Annotated in this window: 15 protein-coding genes; 6 read left to right on the top strand and 9 right to left on the bottom strand. The window is 74.9% G+C overall.

Annotated elements, in window-relative coordinates; genetic code table 11:
• Window positions 1–49 precede the first annotated feature (49 nt).
• Entirely contained in the window at window positions 50–2011 is a 1962-nt protein-coding gene (gene asnB, locus EV384_RS28345; RefSeq protein WP_130338048.1) for an asparagine synthase (glutamine-hydrolyzing), read from the top strand.
• A gap of 282 nt (window positions 2012–2293) precedes the next feature.
• On the opposite strand, the gene EV384_RS28340 is transcribed toward asnB, so the two are convergent.
• A complete protein-coding gene (locus EV384_RS28340; RefSeq protein ID WP_207232501.1) occupies window positions 2294–2668 on the bottom strand; it encodes a nuclear transport factor 2 family protein in 375 nt (124 codons plus the stop codon).
• Between the two features lie 50 nt (window positions 2669–2718).
• On the opposite strand from EV384_RS28340, the gene EV384_RS28335 reads away from it, so the two are divergent.
• On the top strand, window positions 2719–3651 hold the full coding sequence (locus tag EV384_RS28335; protein WP_130338046.1) for a carbohydrate kinase family protein: 933 nt from the start codon (window positions 2719–2721) through the stop codon (window positions 3649–3651).
• 189 nt (window positions 3652–3840) lie between these two features.
• On the opposite strand, the gene EV384_RS28330 is transcribed toward EV384_RS28335, so the two are convergent.
• Together EV384_RS28330 and EV384_RS28325 are read right to left on the bottom strand one after the other, a co-directional pair.
• A complete protein-coding gene (locus EV384_RS28330; RefSeq protein WP_130338044.1) occupies window positions 3841–4671 on the bottom strand; it encodes an MBL fold metallo-hydrolase in 831 nt (276 codons plus the stop codon).
• Window positions 4668–5072, bottom strand: coding sequence for a thioesterase family protein (locus EV384_RS28325; protein WP_130338042.1), 405 nt, complete (start codon window positions 5070–5072; stop codon window positions 4668–4670). The genes EV384_RS28330 and EV384_RS28325 overlap by 4 nt, the downstream gene beginning before the upstream one ends.
• 299 nt (window positions 5073–5371) lie before the next feature.
• On the opposite strand from EV384_RS28325, the gene EV384_RS28320 reads away from it, so the two are divergent.
• Window positions 5372–6454 carry a phosphatase PAP2 family protein gene (locus EV384_RS28320; protein ID WP_242624342.1) on the top strand — a complete coding sequence of 361 codons (1083 nt, stop codon included), beginning with the start codon at window positions 5372–5374 and terminating at the stop codon, window positions 6452–6454.
• A gap of 19 nt (window positions 6455–6473) precedes the next feature.
• On the opposite strand, the gene EV384_RS28315 is transcribed toward EV384_RS28320, so the two are convergent.
• The 3 genes from EV384_RS28315 to EV384_RS28305 form a co-directional block, all read right to left on the bottom strand.
• The gene (locus EV384_RS28315; RefSeq protein ID WP_130340872.1) at window positions 6474–7811 is read right to left on the bottom strand and encodes a PH domain-containing protein; all 1338 of its coding nucleotides are present in this window, start codon (window positions 7809–7811) and stop codon (window positions 6474–6476) included.
• Between the two features lie 359 nt (window positions 7812–8170).
• On the bottom strand, window positions 8171–8698 hold the full coding sequence (locus tag EV384_RS28310) for a PH domain-containing protein (protein ID WP_130338040.1): 528 nt from the start codon (window positions 8696–8698) through the stop codon (window positions 8171–8173).
• A 22-nt stretch (window positions 8699–8720) separates the two neighbouring features.
• Window positions 8721–8951: a hypothetical protein gene (locus EV384_RS28305; RefSeq protein WP_130338038.1), complete on the bottom strand. Its 231-nt coding sequence runs from the start codon at window positions 8949–8951 to the stop codon at window positions 8721–8723.
• A gap of 240 nt (window positions 8952–9191) precedes the next feature.
• Between EV384_RS28305 and EV384_RS28300 the strand changes: the two genes are divergently transcribed.
• From EV384_RS28300 to EV384_RS28290, 3 genes are read left to right on the top strand one after another with little or no spacing between them, the layout of a single operon-like run.
• The gene (locus EV384_RS28300; RefSeq protein ID WP_130338036.1) at window positions 9192–10298 is read left to right on the top strand and encodes an AAA family ATPase; all 1107 of its coding nucleotides are present in this window, start codon (window positions 9192–9194) and stop codon (window positions 10296–10298) included.
• The gene (locus EV384_RS28295) at window positions 10277–11281 is read left to right on the top strand and encodes a DUF58 domain-containing protein (RefSeq protein ID WP_130340871.1); all 1005 of its coding nucleotides are present in this window, start codon (window positions 10277–10279) and stop codon (window positions 11279–11281) included. Before EV384_RS28300 ends, EV384_RS28295 begins: the two co-directional genes overlap by 22 nt.
• Window positions 11278–12228 (top strand): VWA domain-containing protein, encoded by a 951-nt coding sequence (locus EV384_RS28290; protein WP_130338034.1) that lies wholly within the window; start codon window positions 11278–11280, stop codon window positions 12226–12228. Before EV384_RS28295 ends, EV384_RS28290 begins: the two co-directional genes overlap by 4 nt.
• A 69-nt stretch (window positions 12229–12297) precedes the next feature.
• Here EV384_RS28290 and EV384_RS28285 read toward each other — a convergent pair whose 3' ends face one another.
• The 3 genes from EV384_RS28285 to EV384_RS36945 all read right to left on the bottom strand — a co-directional run bounded on the left by EV384_RS28285 (window position 12298) and on the right by EV384_RS36945 (window position 14700).
• Window positions 12298–12513 (bottom strand): hypothetical protein, encoded by a 216-nt coding sequence (locus EV384_RS28285; RefSeq protein WP_130338032.1) that lies wholly within the window; start codon window positions 12511–12513, stop codon window positions 12298–12300.
• 301 nt (window positions 12514–12814) lie between these two features.
• Entirely contained in the window at window positions 12815–13477 is a 663-nt protein-coding gene (locus EV384_RS28280; RefSeq protein ID WP_130338030.1) for a response regulator, read from the bottom strand.
• A complete protein-coding gene (locus EV384_RS36945) occupies window positions 13474–14700 on the bottom strand; it encodes a sensor histidine kinase (protein ID WP_130338028.1) in 1227 nt (408 codons plus the stop codon). Before EV384_RS36945 ends, EV384_RS28280 begins: the two co-directional genes overlap by 4 nt.
• Between the last annotated feature and the right edge of the window lie 139 nt (window positions 14701–14839).

Here is a 14839-nt window from a genome sequence, read left to right as displayed (position 1 = left end):
GCCTGCGGTGCCGCGACGTCCGCTCCGGGCGCGTGGAAAGATGACCACCATGTGCGGACTCCTGGCCTTCTTCAGCGCGCGCGGCGACGCCGCCGCCCACCGCGACAACATCGCCGGAGCACTGGAGTGCCTGCACCACCGCGGCCCGGACGAGACCGGGGTCGAGGTGGTCGGCGACGCCTCCGGCCGGTACGCGGACGGGGTGTTCGCGCACAAGCGTCTGGCGATCATCGACGTGGCGCTCAGCCACGAGCCGCTGCCCTACGCGGACGGGCGCTACCTGCTCACCTTCAACGGCGAGATCTACAACTACATCGAGCTGCGCGACGAGCTGATCCGGGACTTCGGGGCCCAGTTCGCCACCAACGGCGACGGCGAGGTGATCGTCGCCGGCTACCACTACTGGGGCGAGCAGGTGCTCACCCGGCTGCGGGGCATGTTCGCCTTCGTCATCTGGGACCGGCAGGAGCGGCGGGCGTTCGGCGCCCGGGACTACTTCGGCATCAAGCCGCTGCACTACCTGGAGACCGCCGACGGCCTCTACCTCGCCTCCGAGAAGAAGGCGCTGCTGCCGTTCGCGCAGTCGGCGTACGCCGGCGACGCGGGGATCGACGCGGCCAACCTGAGCCACTACCTGACCCTGCAGTACGTCCCTGAGCCGGGCACCCTGCACAAGGGGATCAACCGGATCGGGTCGGGGGAGTACCTCACCTGGACGCCGGGCGGCCGGATCGAGGTGCGCCGGTGGTACCGGCCGGTGTTCCGGCCGGCACCGGTCTCCGACGAGCAGAAGCTCTACCACGAGATCCGCGAGACGCTGCGGGAGAGCGTCCGGATGCACATGCGTTCGGACGTGCCGGTCGGCTCGTTCCTCTCCAGCGGCATCGACTCCACCGCGGTGGTCGCGCTGGCCCGCGAGTTCAACCCCAACATCCTCACCTTCACCGTCGGCTACGACGTCCCGGGCTACTCCGAGATCGACGTCGCCCAGGAGTCGGCCCGGCACCTCGACGTGACCACCATCCCGACCAAGATCGGGCCGCAGGACATGATCGACGCGCTGCCGAAGATCGTCTGGCACCTGGACGACCCGGTGGCCGACCCGGCCCTGGTCCCGCTCTACTTCGTGGCGAAGAAGGCCGCCGAGCACGTCACCGTGGTCCTCTCCGGCGAGGGCGCGGACGAGTTCTTCGGCGGCTACACGATCTACCGGGAGCCGCTCTCCCTCGGCACGGTCAACGGCCTGCCCGGCGGCGTGCAGAAGGGGCTGCGGGCGGTCTCCAAGGCCATCCCGCAGGGGGTCAAGGGCAAGAGCTTCCTGGAGCGCGGCACCACCCCGATCGAGCAGCGCTACTACGGCAACGCCCGGATGTTCACCGAGGAGGAGAAGCAGCACCTGCTGCGCCGCTACGACCCCTCGGTCCGCTACACCGACGTCACCGCGCCGATCTACGCCGAGTGCACCGAGCTGGACGACGTCACCAAGATGCAGTACGTCGACCTCTACACCTGGCTGCGCGGCGACATCCTGGTCAAGGCCGACCGGATCTCCATGGCGCACTCGCTGGAGGTGCGGGTGCCCTTCCTCGACCGCGAGGTCTTCAACGTCGCGGCCGGCATCCCGGTGGACCTGAAGCTCCCGCCCCGCTCCGACGCCACCAAGTACGCCATGCGCCAGGCGCTGCAGGGCGTGGTGCCGCCGGCCATCGTCAACCGGAAGAAGCTGGGCTTCCCGACCCCGACCCGGGTCTGGCTGCGCGGCGAGATGTACGAGTGGGCCCGGCACGTGCTGGCCACCTCCGGCGCCGGCGACCTGGTCGACCTGTCGTACGCGATGCGGCTGCTGGAGGAGCACAAGCGGGAGGAGGCCGACCACTCCCGCAAGGTGTGGACCGTGCTGATCTTCTGCATCTGGCACGCCATCTTCGTCGCCAAGACCCTCGACCCGGGCATCCAGCGCAACCAGTCCGCCCTCCTCACCAAGCCCGTCGTGGGCAGCATGGTCCGCTGACCGCCGGCCCCGCCGGGGCCGTCGCTGTCGATCAAGAGGTTGGCGTCCGCCGGGGTTCGCTCCGGGGACGCAAACCTCTTGACCGTTTCAGGACGGGGTCAGCGGCCGGAGCAGGTGACCGTGGGGAGGGTGTTGGTGCCCGTCCGGCTCGCGGTGAAGGACCGGTCTGCCCTCGCGTCGGCTCAGTCCCGGCGCCGGTGGCGCGGCAGCCCCCCGCAACCCGTCCGGCAGCGCCATCCCACCACGCGCCGGCACCCGACGCAGTAGTCGAACGTCGATGTCTCAGTATCGCTGCACGAGATGCTCCCGACCGGCGGGCGGATCGTAGGGCTCCGGCCAGAAATCCGTGATGGCCTGGATCAGGCCGGACTCGTCGAGGTCGAAGAACGTCGTCGCCGGGGTGGGCGTGCCGTCGACGGTGACGGTGATCAAGGTGGCCGCCCGTCGCCCGTCGCCCACGGCACGCACCACGGAAACGTGCCAGTCACCGGGATACTCCTGATTGAACCGCAGATAGGCGGCCCGACCGTGGATCCGTTCCCGGGTCTGCGGCAGGTCGTAGACCATGTCGTCGGCAAGCAGCGTGCCGAACCGTTCCCAGTCCCGGGCTTCGCACGCGGCCCAGTAGGCCAATACCGTGGCTTCGGCGCTCATCATGCCGGGCACTGTGCCAGCCTGGTGCGACAAGATCGGACGGTGGAGGGGACATGGGTTACGCGGTGGTGCTCGGCGAGGCGCTGGTCGACCTGCTCGACGCCGAATACGAGGGGCAGCCCGTCTACCGACAGGCGATCGGCGGCGGCCCGCTCAACGTGGCCGTGGCGGTGGCCCGGCTCGGCGGGGACGTCCAGTTCGTCGGGTCGCTCGGCGACGACGCGCTCGCCGACCGGATCCGCGCCTTCCTGCGCGCCGCCGGGGTCGGGCTGGCCGGCACGGTGACCGTACCGGCGCCGACCGCCCTGGCCGTGGCCACCTTCGCCGGCCCCGAACCGGACTTCCGCTTCTACGGCGAGCCGCGGTCGTACGCGCTGCTCACCGCCGACCACCTGGACGTGGCGCTGGTCGAGGGCGCCGACGTGCTCTACTGCGGATCGGTCGTGCTGCTCGACCCGCCGGTGCGCGCCGCGGCGCGTCGGGCCTGGTCGATCGCCGGCGCGCTGCGGGTGTTCGACCCGAACGTCCGGCTCCGACTGCTGGGCAGGCCGGGGGCCCTCGCGCGGCTGCGGGAGGTGGTGGCCGAGTTCGCCGCCAGCGCGCACCTGGTCAAGCTCAGCACCGCCGACGCCGAGGTGCTCTACCCCGGTGAGCCGGTCGAGGGGGTCGCCGCGTACCTGCGCGAGTTGGGCGCGGGGACCGTCGTGGTCACCCTCGGCGCGGCCGGGGCGCTGGTCGCCGCCGGCCCCGACGTGGTACGGATTCCTGCGCCGAAGGTCCGGGCGGTGGACGCCACCGGCGCCGGCGACTCGGTGATGGGCGCGCTCATCGCCGACCTGCTCGTCGACGGCGAGCCCGCGGACCCGGCCGGCTGGCAGCAGCGGGTGGCCTTCGCCCTGCGGGTGGCCGCGCTGGTCTGCGAGTCTTCCGGCGGGGCCGTCGCCATGCCCACCCGCGCCGAGGTGTCGCGGCGGTTCACCGACTGAGGCTCGTGGCCGGCCGCTTCGCTCTGGCACATTCCGGCGCGTGGCGGTCACCCAGCAACTCGTCCGACTCGCCGGCGAGGAGGTGGCGGCGTGCCGATCGTCGGTCGCCGAGCTCGACCGGCTCTGTTCCTTTCGGATGCGTCCCCCGTCGGATGGGCCGGGGCCGGGGCCGGGTGGGGTGGGGTGGGGTTAGAGGGTGCCGTTCAGGTCGGCGTAGCCGCGGCGGGCGGCGATCAGGCCGGGGCGGGCGCCGAATGGGGACTCCGCGGCCACCCGCTCGGGCGGGGCGCTGCCGGTGTGGCCGGCGCGGATCATCCAGGCCTGCTCGACGAGCTGGGCGTGCTGAGCGCGGACGAACTCGACGTCGACCGGGTCGCCGTGCCCGGGCACCACCACCGTCGCGGGGGTGGTGAGCCGGAGCAGGTCGGCGACCGCGTCCGGCCACTGCAGCGGGTACGACTCCTCGAAGGCCGGCGGCCCGCTCTGCTCGACCAGGTCGCCGGCGACCAGCACGTCCGCGTCGGGCACGTGGACCACCAGGTCGGCGTCGGTGTGCCCGTGCCCCGGGTGGCGCAGCACCACGCGCCGCCCGCCGACGTCCAGCACCGTCTCGGTGTGCACGGTGTGCGTCGGGGCCAGCAGCACCGTGTCGGCCAGCTCGGCGGCGAGCGCCGGCCGCTCCTCGCGGATCTCCTCGTACGCGGCCCGGCGCAGCTGGTCGGGGCGCTCGCGCTGCGCCGCGGCGGCCAGCTCGTGCGCGTACACCGGCCGGGGCGGGTCGGCGGCCAGCGTGGCGTTGCCGAAGCAGTGGTCGAAGTGGTGGTGGGTGTTGACCACGATCCACGGGTGCGGGGTGACCGCCCGGGCCGCGGCGGCCAGGTCGCGCGCCTGGCCCGCGGTGGAGAGGGTGTCCACCAGCAGCGCCGCGCCGTCGCCCACCACCAGCGTGACGTTGACCTGGAGCAGCGGCTCCCGCAGCACGTGGACGCCGTCGGCGACCTCGACGAAGCGGCCGTTCATGACGCCCGCGAGGCGCGCTCGACGAAGCGTTGCCGGTCGACCAGCACCCGCTCGACCCGTGCCTCGGCGACGGTCTCCCCGCCGTCGGCGACCGTCACCTCGAAGAGCAGCCGTCGACCGTCGACCGTGGCGAGGCGGGCCTGCGCGACCACCGTCCGGCCGACCGGCGTGGGAACCCGGTGGTCCAGCTCGACCCGCAGCCCGACGGTGGTCTGCCCGGCCGGCATCCGGGTGGCGGTCGCGGCCACGGTCGCCGCCTCGGCCAGGGCCAGCACCCGGGGGGTGCCGAGCACCGGCACGTCCCCGGAGCCCACCGCCTGCGCGGTGTCGGCGTCGGTGACGGTCAGCTCGACCCGGGCGGTCAGGCCCGGCGCGAAGGAGGGCTCCGGCGGCTCGTGCATGGTCCCAGCGTAGGTGCTCGCCCACCGCCCGCGTCACGCCGGGCGACAACCGGTGGATCCCGGCGCGCCCGTCGTCGCGGCCGGCCGGGCCGGTCCCGGCGGGTACCACCGACGCGGTCGACGGCGCCGGTCCCGGCGACCGCCGTCGGCGGGTACCACCGGCGTGATCGGTCGGGCCGGTGCCGGCGCCGCGGGCGGGCGCTGCCGGCGCGGGTGGTGGGGCCGGTCGCCGCCCGGTCCGCGCGACGGGCGGTGGTCGGCGTCGGTCCGCCCGCCGCCCGCCGTTAACCTTGACCGCGATGGCCGTCGTGACAGATCCCCAGCCCCCCGCCCGGACCGGTCCGGCCGCGTCGCCCGACGGCGGGCGGCGCCGCGTCGTCGCCATGGCTGTCTGGGCGGTGGCGTTCGTGGCCGGTTGGTTCGCCATCGGCCTGCCCACCGACCCGGCGTACGCGTTCGTCTGGATCTGGGCGGCCACCGTCGCCTGGAACTCCTCCCGGCCGTGGCGCAGTCACCTGCGGTTCGCCCGGGACTGGGTACCGGTGGTGCTGCTGCTCGCCGCGTACAACCTCTCCCGGGGGTTCGCGGACAACGGGGCGACGCCGCACGCGATGGAGTTGATCGTCGCCGACCGGTTCCTGCTCGGCTGGGCCACCGGTGGCGAGGTCCCCACCGTCTGGTTGCAGCAGCACCTCTACCGGCCCGACGTGCACTGGTGGGACGTGCTGGTCAGCTGGGTCTACTTCTCTCACTTCGTGGTGACCCTGGCCGCCGCCGCGGTGCTCTGGCTGCGGGACCGGACGCGCTGGGCGGCGTACATGCGGCGGTGGGGGTTCCTCTGCGCCGCCGGGCTGGTCACCTACTTCGTCTACCCGGCCGCGCCGCCCTGGTGGGCCGCGCAGAACGGCCTGCTCACCGAGGTCGCCCGGATCTCCACCCGGGGCTGGAAGGCGTTCGGCATGCACGGCGCGGGCAACCTGCTCAACGCCGGCCAGATCGCCGCCAACCCGGTGGCCGCGATGCCCTCCCTGCACACCGCGTTCGCCCTCTTCGTGGTGCTGTTCTTCCTGGGCGCCACCCGGCGGCGCTGGTGGCCGCTGCTGCTGGCGTACCCGCTGGCGATGACGTTCACCCTGGTCTACAGCGGCGAGCACTACATGATCGACGTGCTGGTCGGCTGGGCGTACGTCGGGATCACCTTCCTCGTCGTCGGCCTGGCCGAACGCTGGTGGGCGACCCGGCGCGCGCGGAGCGTGCCCGCGTCGGCGGAGCCGGCGGCGGTCACGGACGGCCCCGCGGCGGATCGGGCGACCCCCGCCGCCGGCCCGCAGGTGGGACGGGACGCGGCCGCCGACTCCGCGCCGGTACCGGCCGACCGCTGACGGGTCGCCGTCGGCCCGGTCAGGAGAGTGGGTCGCCGCCGGCGCGGCGGGCGGCGTGCGCCCGCGCGGTCAGCTCCGCCGCCAGCTGCCAGGCCTCGGCCACGTCCCGGTCGTGCGCGGCCGCACCGGCCCCGCCGGCCGTGTCCGCGTGCACGGTGGCCAACCGCAGCCGCCGCTGCGCCGGCCCCTGCGTCACCCGCACGCTCTGGATCCGGGCGTACGGGACGATCGCCAACCGCCGGGTGAGCAGGCCGGAGCGGGCGGCGAAGACGCGCTCGTCGAGGCCCGCCCCGATCGCCGACCGGCTCAGCGGGCGCAGCCAGCGGGCCCGCCGCGGCGGCCGGGTCAGCGGCAGCGCGGTGAGGCGTACGCCGGGCAGCACCTCCGCCACCACCAGCTCGCCGGTGCGCAGGTCGCCGACGGGGAGCAGCCGGTCGGGGCGGTTCCGGTCGTCCGGTTCGGCGGCCGAGTAGCCGGCCACCTCCAGCCGCAGCCGCAGCCAGCCCTTCATCCGCCAGAGCAGCGGCCAGGTCACCCCGACGGTCTGCACCCGGTGCAGCGGCACCGTCTGCGCCCGGGTCTCCAGCAGGCCGTTGCGGATGCGCAGCGTGTCGCCGTCCCGGTCCAGCCGGAAGGCCCAGTCGTCGAGCACCCGGCGGACGGGTTGCAGCAGCACGCCCGCCATCGCGGTCAGCGTGCTGGCGACCGCGATGAAGGACCAGGAACCCGCCGAGAGGAACTGCGCCACCACGAAGGCCACGCCGAACGGGAGCAGGAACGCCTGCGGGGTGAGCAGCTGGCTGACCAGCAGGTCCGTGTTGCGTACCGTGTGCAGCCGGCGCCCGGCCGGCGCCGGCGCGGCGGCCGGGCCGGCGGTGGGCGCGACGGCCTCCGGCGTGCGGCCGGCGACGGCGAGCAGGCGCTGGCGCAGCGCGGCCGCCTCGGCCACCCCCAGGTACGCCAGCGGCGCCTCGGTCTTGCCCCCGCCGACCACCTCCAGGCGCAGCTCCGCCAGCCCGGTGAGCTGGGCCAGCAGCGGCCGGACCACCTCGACGGCCTGCAACCGTTCCAGCGGGATGGCCCGGGTACGCCGCCAGATCAGCCCCTCGTGCACCCGCAGCTCCCGGCCCACGATGTGGTAGCCGGTGTTGTACCAGCTGATCACGGCCAGCACGGTGGCGCCGAGGGCGAGCACCGCGGCCATCGCGGCGAACCAGCCGAAGCCCACCCGGGAGAGCGTGGACCAGGAGAGGCCGGCGATCACCACCACCAGCGACTTGGCGCCGTGCAGCGCGGGACTCAACGGGTGCAGCCGCTGCCGGGGCTCCTCGCCGGGCGGGGGAGCGACGCCGGGCACCCCGGGCCAGCCCTGCCCGGCGGTCCCGGGCGCTGGCGCCCCGGAGTGCGGCGCGACCGGCCAGTGGGCCGGGACGGCGTGTGGCCCGGTCGGCCAGTACGGCTGGGCCGGGCCGGGGGCGGCGGCGTGTGGCCCGGTCGGCCAGTACGGCTGGGCCGGGCCGGGGGCGCCGACCTGCGGTCCGGGCGGCTGGGCCGCGCCCGGTCGCGGGGCCGTCGGCCAGGGCGGCTGGGCGGGGTCGTGGGCGGCGGGTCGTGGCGCGTGCGGCGAGGGGGGCCGGTCCGGGCCGGCGGGTGGCGGGACCGGTTCGGGGCCGTGGGGTGGCGGTGCGTCGGGCCGCGGGTCGGCCGAACCGTCGCTCACAGGCCCTCCGCCCGGTCCTCGCCGAGCGCGGTCAGCCGGTCGCGCAGCCGGGAGGCCTCCGCCGGCCGCAGGCCGGGCACCCGCGCGTCGCTCGCCGCCGCGGCCGTGTGCAGCTGCACGGTGGCCAGGTCGAACGCCCGCTCCAGCGGGCCGGCGCTGACGTCGACGAACTGCATCCGCGAGTACGGGACGATGGAGAGCCGCCGGACCAGCAGCCCGTGCCGGACCAGCAGGTCGTGCTCCCGCTCGGCGTACCCCCAGGCCTGCACCGCGCGGACGATGGTGGCCACCCGCCAACCGGCCAGCAGGACGACCACGCCGAGGGCGGCGCCGAAGAGCCAGTGCCCGCTGAACGCCCAGCCGAGGCCGAGCCCGATCAGCAGGACGGCCAGCAGCACGCCGAGCCGGATCAGCTCCACCCAGATCAGGTCGCGGGAGATCGGCTGCCAGCGGACGGTGTCCGGCCACGGCTCCAGCGGGCCGGCCGGGGCCGACGGCGGCCCGGCGAGGTCGTCACCGTTCACCGGGGTGATCCGCTGCGCTCACTCACCCTTCGAGCGTAGGCGATCCGGCCACCGCCGCCACCTCGCGCAGGAAGCCACGCGCGTCGAGAAACGCGCCGAGCGATTCCCGGTGCTCGGGACAGGCGAGCCAGGTCTTGCGCCGGTCGGGGTCGTGCAGGCGGGGATTGTTCCAGCGCAGCGCCCAGGCGGCGGGATTGCGACATCCGCGGGCCGAGCAGATCGGCGCCTCGTCGGCAGGGCGGGGAGTGGTCATCCGGGCCAGTCTAGGCCGCGCACCGGGAAGTTTTAGCGCCGGGCGGCCACGGGGGGAGCCGCCCGGCGACGGGGTGAATCGTACACACGCCGTACCCCTTCCTGTCCACCCGTGTTCAGCGTTTTCCGGGCCACGGGACGGCGCGGCGAAAATCGTCCTCTCCCACCCTCGGCTCTCAGCCGGGCATGACAGTCTTGATACGCACCACGCCGCGACGACCGATCATGCTGTGGAGGACCGGTGGCCCAGCCGACCACGCCCGACGCACCGACCCCGACCGAGGCCCTGCCGGACGGGCCGCCGGTCGGCACGACCCCCGCCGAGGACGCCACCCTGCTGGAACGCGCCCTGTTCGAGATCAAGCGGGTGATCGTCGGTCAGGACCGGATGGTCGAGCGGATGTTCGTCGCCCTGCTGTCCCGGGGACACTGCCTGCTCGAGGGGGTGCCCGGGGTGGCGAAGACCCTCGCCGTGGAGACCCTCGCCCAGGTGGTGGGTGGTTCCTTCGCCCGGGTCCAGTTCACCCCCGACCTGGTCCCCGCCGACATCATGGGCACCCGGATCTACCGCCAGTCCAGCGAGAAGTTCGACGTCGAGCTGGGCCCGGTCTTCGTGAACTTCCTGCTCGCCGACGAGATCAACCGGGCGCCGGCCAAGGTGCAGTCGGCGCTGCTGGAGGTGATGAGCGAGCGCCAGGTGTCGATCGGCGGCGAGACCCACCGGGTGCCCGACCCGTTCCTGGTGATGGCGACGCAGAACCCGATCGAGCAGGAAGGCGTCTACCCCCTCCCGGAGGCGCAGCGCGACCGCTTCCTGATGAAGATCGTGGTGGGCTACCCGACCGACGCCGAGGAGCGGGAGATCGTCTACCGGATGGGCGTCGCCCCGCCCGAGCCGACGCCCATCTTCAGCACCCCCGACCTGATCGCCCTCCAGCGCAAGGCCGACCAGGTCTTCGTGCACAACGCGCTGGTCGACTACGCGGTCCGGCTGGTGCTGGCCACCCGCGCCCCGGGCGAGCACGGCATGCCGGACGTCGCGCAGCTCATCCAGTACGGCGCCAGCCCGCGCGCCTCGCTCGGGCTGGTCCGGGCCACCCGGGCGCTGGCGCTGCTGCGCGGCAGGGACTACGCCCTGCCGCAGGACGTGCAGGACATCGCCCCGGACATCCTGCGCCACCGGCTGGTGCTCAGCTACGACGCGCTCGCCGACGACGTCCCCGCCGACCACGTCGTGCACCGGGTGATGTCCACCATCCCGCTGCCCGCCGTCGCGCCCCGGCAGCAGGCCACCCCGCCGCCACCGGGCGCCCCGGCCGGTGCGGGCTGGCCCGGGCAGCGGCCGTGACCCCACCCACCCACCTGCCGGCCGGGGCCGGCGCGGAGCGCAGCGGCGCGGTGCTGTCCCGCCTGCAGCTGCTGGTCACCCGCAAGCTCGACGGCCTGCTCCAGGGCGACTACGCCGGGCTGCTGCCCGGGCCGGGCAGCGAGGCGGGGGAGTCCCGCGAGTACCGCCCCGGCGACGACGTCCGCCGGATGGACTGGCCGGTCACCGCGCGGACCACGATGCCGCACGTCCGGCGTACGGTGGCCGACCGGGAGCTGGAGACCTGGCTGGCGGTGGACCTCTCGGCGAGCCTGGACTTCGGTACCGGCCAATGGCTCAAGCGCGACGTGGTGGTCGCCGCGGCGGCCGCCCTGACTCACCTGACGGTGCGCGGCGGCAACCGGATCGGGGCGGTGGTCGGCACCGGCGCCCCGGTGCCCGCGCGGACCGGCCGGTGGCGGGGCGCGCCCCCGGCGACCGGGCCGGGGACCCTGCTCCGGCTGCCCGCCCGGGCCGGCCGCAAGGAGGCGCAGGGCCTGCTCCGGGCGATCGCCGGGGCCGAGATCCAGCCCGGGCGCAGCGACCTCGGCGCGCTGGTCGACATGCTCAACCGGCCGCCGCGCCGCCGCGGTGTGGCGGTGGTCATCTCCGACTTCCTGGCACCGCCGCAGCAGTGGGGCCGGCCGATCCGTAAGCTGCGGGTCCGGCACGACGTGCTGGCGATCGAGGTGGTGGACCCGCGCGAGCTGGAGCTGCCCGACGTGGGGGTGCTGCCCGTGGTCGACCCGGAGACGGGGGAGCTGCACGAGGTGCAGACCGCCGATCCGCGGCTGCGCCGCCGGTACGCCGACGCGGCCGCCGCCCAGCGGGCGGCGATCGCCGCCGAGCTGCGCGCCGCGGGCGCGGCCCACCTGCGGCTGCGTACGGACCGAGACTGGCTGCTGGACATGGTGCGTTTCGTGGCCGCGCAGCGGCACGCCCGCACCCGAGGGACGACACGATGATCCGTTTTCTGCAACCGTGGTGGCTGCTGGCCGTGCTGCCGGTGCTCGCCCTGGCCGCCGCGTACGTCTGGCGGCAGCTGCACCGCCGGGCGTACGCGATGCGGTTCACCAACGTGGACCTGCTGCGGACCCTCGCGCCGAAGGGGCTGGGCTGGCGGCGGCACGCGGCGGCCACCGCGTTCCTGCTCTGCCTGCTCGTGCTCGCCACCGCGCTGGCCCGGCCGGCGATGGACACCAAGGAGCCCCTGGAACGGGCCACCGTGATGCTCGCCATCGACGTGTCGCTCTCCATGCAGGCCGACGACGTGGCGCCGAACCGGCTGGAGGCGGCCCAGGAGGCGGCCAAGCAGTTCGTCGGCGAACTGCCGGAGAACTACAACCTCGGGCTGGTCTCCTTCGCCAAGTCGGCGAACGTGCTGGTCTCGCCGACCAAGGACCGGGAGGCGGTGACCACCGCCATCGACGGGCTGGTGCTGGCCGAGTCGACGGCCACCGGGGAGGCGGTCTTCACCTGCCTGGAGGCCATCCGTTCGGTGCCGTCCGACGGCGCGGCGGGCATCCCGCCGGCCCGGATCGTGCTGCTCTCCGACGGGTACCGCACGTCGGGGCGGTCGGTGGAGGAGGCCGCGGCGGCGGCCCAGGCGGCGAACGTCCCGGTCTCCACGATCGCCTTCGGCACCGACTCGGGGCAGGTGGAGATCGGCGGCCAGCCGCAGCGGGTGCCGGTGGACCGGATGGCCCTCGCGCAGCTCGCGGAGACCACCGAGGGCTACTTCTACGAGGCCGCCTCGGTCAGCGAGCTCAAGCAGGTCTACCAGGACATGGGGAGCTCGATCGGGTTCCGGACCGAGCCGCGCGAGATCACCCAGTGGTACGCGGGGATCGCGCTGCTGCTGGCCCTCTGCGCGGGTGCGCTGAGCCTGCTCTGGTCGTCGCGCCTGCTCTGAGCGGGCGCGACGGCCGGCGGCACGGCGGCGGGACGACCGTGGTCGGTCGCCCTGACCGGCCGGCGGTGGTCAGTGACCGCCGCCGGCCAGGACGAAGAGGACGGCCACCCAGACGGCGGCGAGGGTGAAGCCCAGCGGGGCGACGTAACGGCTCATGGACAGGCTCCGGTGGCGGCTGGACGGTCCGCGACGGGACCGCAGGGGCAGGCAGGACGCGCACACGAAGTCGTGACCGGGGGGCTCCTCCGCGGCCGGCCCCGGGTCGGGGCGGCGCAGCACGCTCACCCCGGCCGGGGCCGAGGGTCACGCGGGGGGAGCGGGAGCTGGGTCAGCTCACCTGACTGAGTCGTGGCTCAGCGGGGCTGACGTTCGGCCCGGCCACGACTGGGAGGATCGCTATCTCGCACAGCGATCACCTCCTGCGGTCGGCGGAGCCCGGAAGGCGGGCGATCGACCGCCCGCAAACGTGGATCATCGTACACCCGGCGCGCCGGCGCGCCGCACTCGGCCGACCGGCCCCCACCCACCCCACCGGAGGGTCCATCCGGCTCCGGTCCGACGTGCCGCCGGTCAGCCGCCCCGCGGGCTACTCGCCGGCGGCCACCAGACCCGTCTCGTACGCGACGACCACCGCCTGGGCGCGGTCGCGGAGCTGGAGCTTCGCCAGGATCCGCCCGACGTGGGTCTTCACGGTCTGCTCGGCGACCACCAGGTCGGCGGCGATCTCCGCGTTGGAGCGGCCCCGGGCGATCAGGCGCAGCACCTCGGTCTCCCGGGGGGTCAGCCCGGCCAGGTCGGTCGGGCGGGGCCGGCGGTGCCCGGGACGGGCGGCGAACTCGGCGATCAGCCGGCGGGTCACGGTCGGGGCGAGCAGCGCGTCCCCGGCCGCCACCACCCGGACCGCGTGCACCAGGTCGGCGGCGGGGGCGTCCTTGAGCAGGAAGCCGCTCGCCCCGGCGCGCAGCGCCTCGTAGACGTAGTCGTCCAGGTCGAAGGTGGTCAGGATGAGCACCCGGGGCCGGTCGGCCCGGCGGTCACCGAGCAGCTGGCGGGTCGCCGCGAGCCCGTCCAGCACCGGCATCCGGACGTCCATCAGCACCACGTCCGGGTCGAGCCGGCGGGTCGCCTCGACCGCCGCCGCACCGTCGGCGGCGTCGCCCACCACGAGCAGGTCCGGCTGGGCGGCCAGCAGCGCGCCGAAGCCCTGCCGGACCATCGCCTGGTCGTCGGCGATCAGCACCCGGATCATCCGTCCCCGCCCTCCCCGTCGTACGGCAGCAGCGCGTCGACGACGTACCCTCCGCCGTCGGCCGGCCCGGCGGCGAACGTACCGCCCAGCGCGAGGGCCCGTTCGCGCATCCCGGTCAGCCCGTGCCCGGCGCACCGCTCCACCGTCGACGGATCGTCGCCGGCGGTGTTCTCGACCCGTACCGCCAGGGCGTGCGGCCCCGGACGGACGCTGACCCGCACCGCCGCCCCCGCCGCGTGCCGGGCCGCGTTCGCCAGCCCCTCCTGGACGATCCGGTAGGCGGCCAGCCCGACCGGCGCGGGCGTCCCGCCGGCCGGCGCGGGGGCGTCCAGGGTGACCGCCAGGCCGGCCCGGCGGGCGGCGTCCACCATCGCCGGGAGGTCCGCCAGGCCGGGCTGCGGCGCGGTCTCCGGACCGGTGGACTCGCTGCGCAGCACGCCCAGCAGGCGGCGCATGTCGGTCAGCGCCGCCCGGGCCGAGCCCGCGATGGCGGCGAACTCGGCGCGGGCGCCGTCCGCCACCTCGGTGACGCGGTACGGCGCGGTCTCCGCCTGCACGGCGATCATCGACATGTGGTGGGCCACCACGTCGTGCAGCTCGCGGGCGATCCGGGTGCGCTCCTCCAGCACCGCCCGCCGCTCCCGTTCCCGCTCGCTGAGCGCGGTCTGCGCGGCCAGCGCCCGCCGGGAGAGCCGGTTGCCGCGCACCAGGTCGCCGAGGACCAGCAGCATCAGGACCGGCACCACGACGTCGATCCGGTGGTCCGGGTCGACCAGCGCGACCACCGGCACCATGGTGAGCAGACCCACCCAGACCAGCACCGGCCGGTCCACCCGGGTCGCCACCACCGCCAGCACCAGCAGCGACCCGAGCGCCAGCACCGGGTTCCACGGCCAGGCCGCGCCGGCCGGCGCGTTGAAGGTGCAGGTCGCCAGCCCCAGCACGGTGAGCCGCCAGGCCAGCAGGGGACGCCGGGGCAGGACGAGCAGCGGCGCGACCGTCAGCCCCGCGAACAGGAATGGCACGACGCCCGGCAGATGCCGGCCGGTCTCCGTGGCCAGGGCGACGGCGAAGAGACCGACCACCGCGAGCAGGCCCACCGGACCCGCGTACGCGGCCAGCCGCGGCCAGCGGTCCAGCGGTGGCCGGACGGGCGCGACGTCCGGCCCGGCGACGGCCCGCCGCAGCGCCTCCCACCAGCTCCCGACCCGGGCTCTCTCCATCAGCCGCAGCGTACGGACCGGCCGCCGCGACGTCGTCCCGCCACGGGACGAGTCCGCCCGTCACACCCCGGTGTGACCTGGTCGCGTTAGCGCTTACCTACCGGTAACCCCTAGGCTCCGACCGACGCAGAGATCAGCT

The sequence above is a fragment of the Micromonospora kangleipakensis genome (genome assembly GCF_004217615.1).
Taxonomy (GTDB): Bacteria; Actinomycetota; Actinomycetes; order Mycobacteriales; family Micromonosporaceae; genus Micromonospora; species Micromonospora kangleipakensis.
The sequence above is the reverse complement of the archived record's forward strand: the minus strand, read 5'-3'. Positions and strand labels throughout refer to the sequence as shown.

Coding starts and splice junctions, on each gene's coding strand:
- EV384_RS28325 (WP_130338042.1), bottom strand. CDS start 5,072: ATGCACGAGCCGCCGGAGCCCTCCTTCGCGCCGGGCCTGACCGCCCGG.
- EV384_RS28335 (WP_130338046.1), top strand. CDS start 2,719: ATGGGTTACGCGGTGGTGCTCGGCGAGGCGCTGGTCGACCTGCTCGAC.
- EV384_RS28320 (WP_242624342.1), top strand. CDS start 5,372: ATGGCCGTCGTGACAGATCCCCAGCCCCCCGCCCGGACCGGTCCGGCC.
- EV384_RS36945 (WP_130338028.1), bottom strand. CDS start 14,700: ATGGAGAGAGCCCGGGTCGGGAGCTGGTGGGAGGCGCTGCGGCGGGCC.
- EV384_RS28305 (WP_130338038.1), bottom strand. CDS start 8,951: ATGACCACTCCCCGCCCTGCCGACGAGGCGCCGATCTGCTCGGCCCGC.
- EV384_RS28290 (WP_130338034.1), top strand. CDS start 11,278: ATGATCCGTTTTCTGCAACCGTGGTGGCTGCTGGCCGTGCTGCCGGTG.
- EV384_RS28340 (WP_207232501.1), bottom strand. CDS start 2,668: ATGATGAGCGCCGAAGCCACGGTATTGGCCTACTGGGCCGCGTGCGAA.
- EV384_RS28330 (WP_130338044.1), bottom strand. CDS start 4,671: ATGAACGGCCGCTTCGTCGAGGTCGCCGACGGCGTCCACGTGCTGCGG.
- EV384_RS28280 (WP_130338030.1), bottom strand. CDS start 13,477: ATGATCCGGGTGCTGATCGCCGACGACCAGGCGATGGTCCGGCAGGGC.
- asnB (WP_130338048.1), top strand. CDS start 50: ATGTGCGGACTCCTGGCCTTCTTCAGCGCGCGCGGCGACGCCGCCGCC.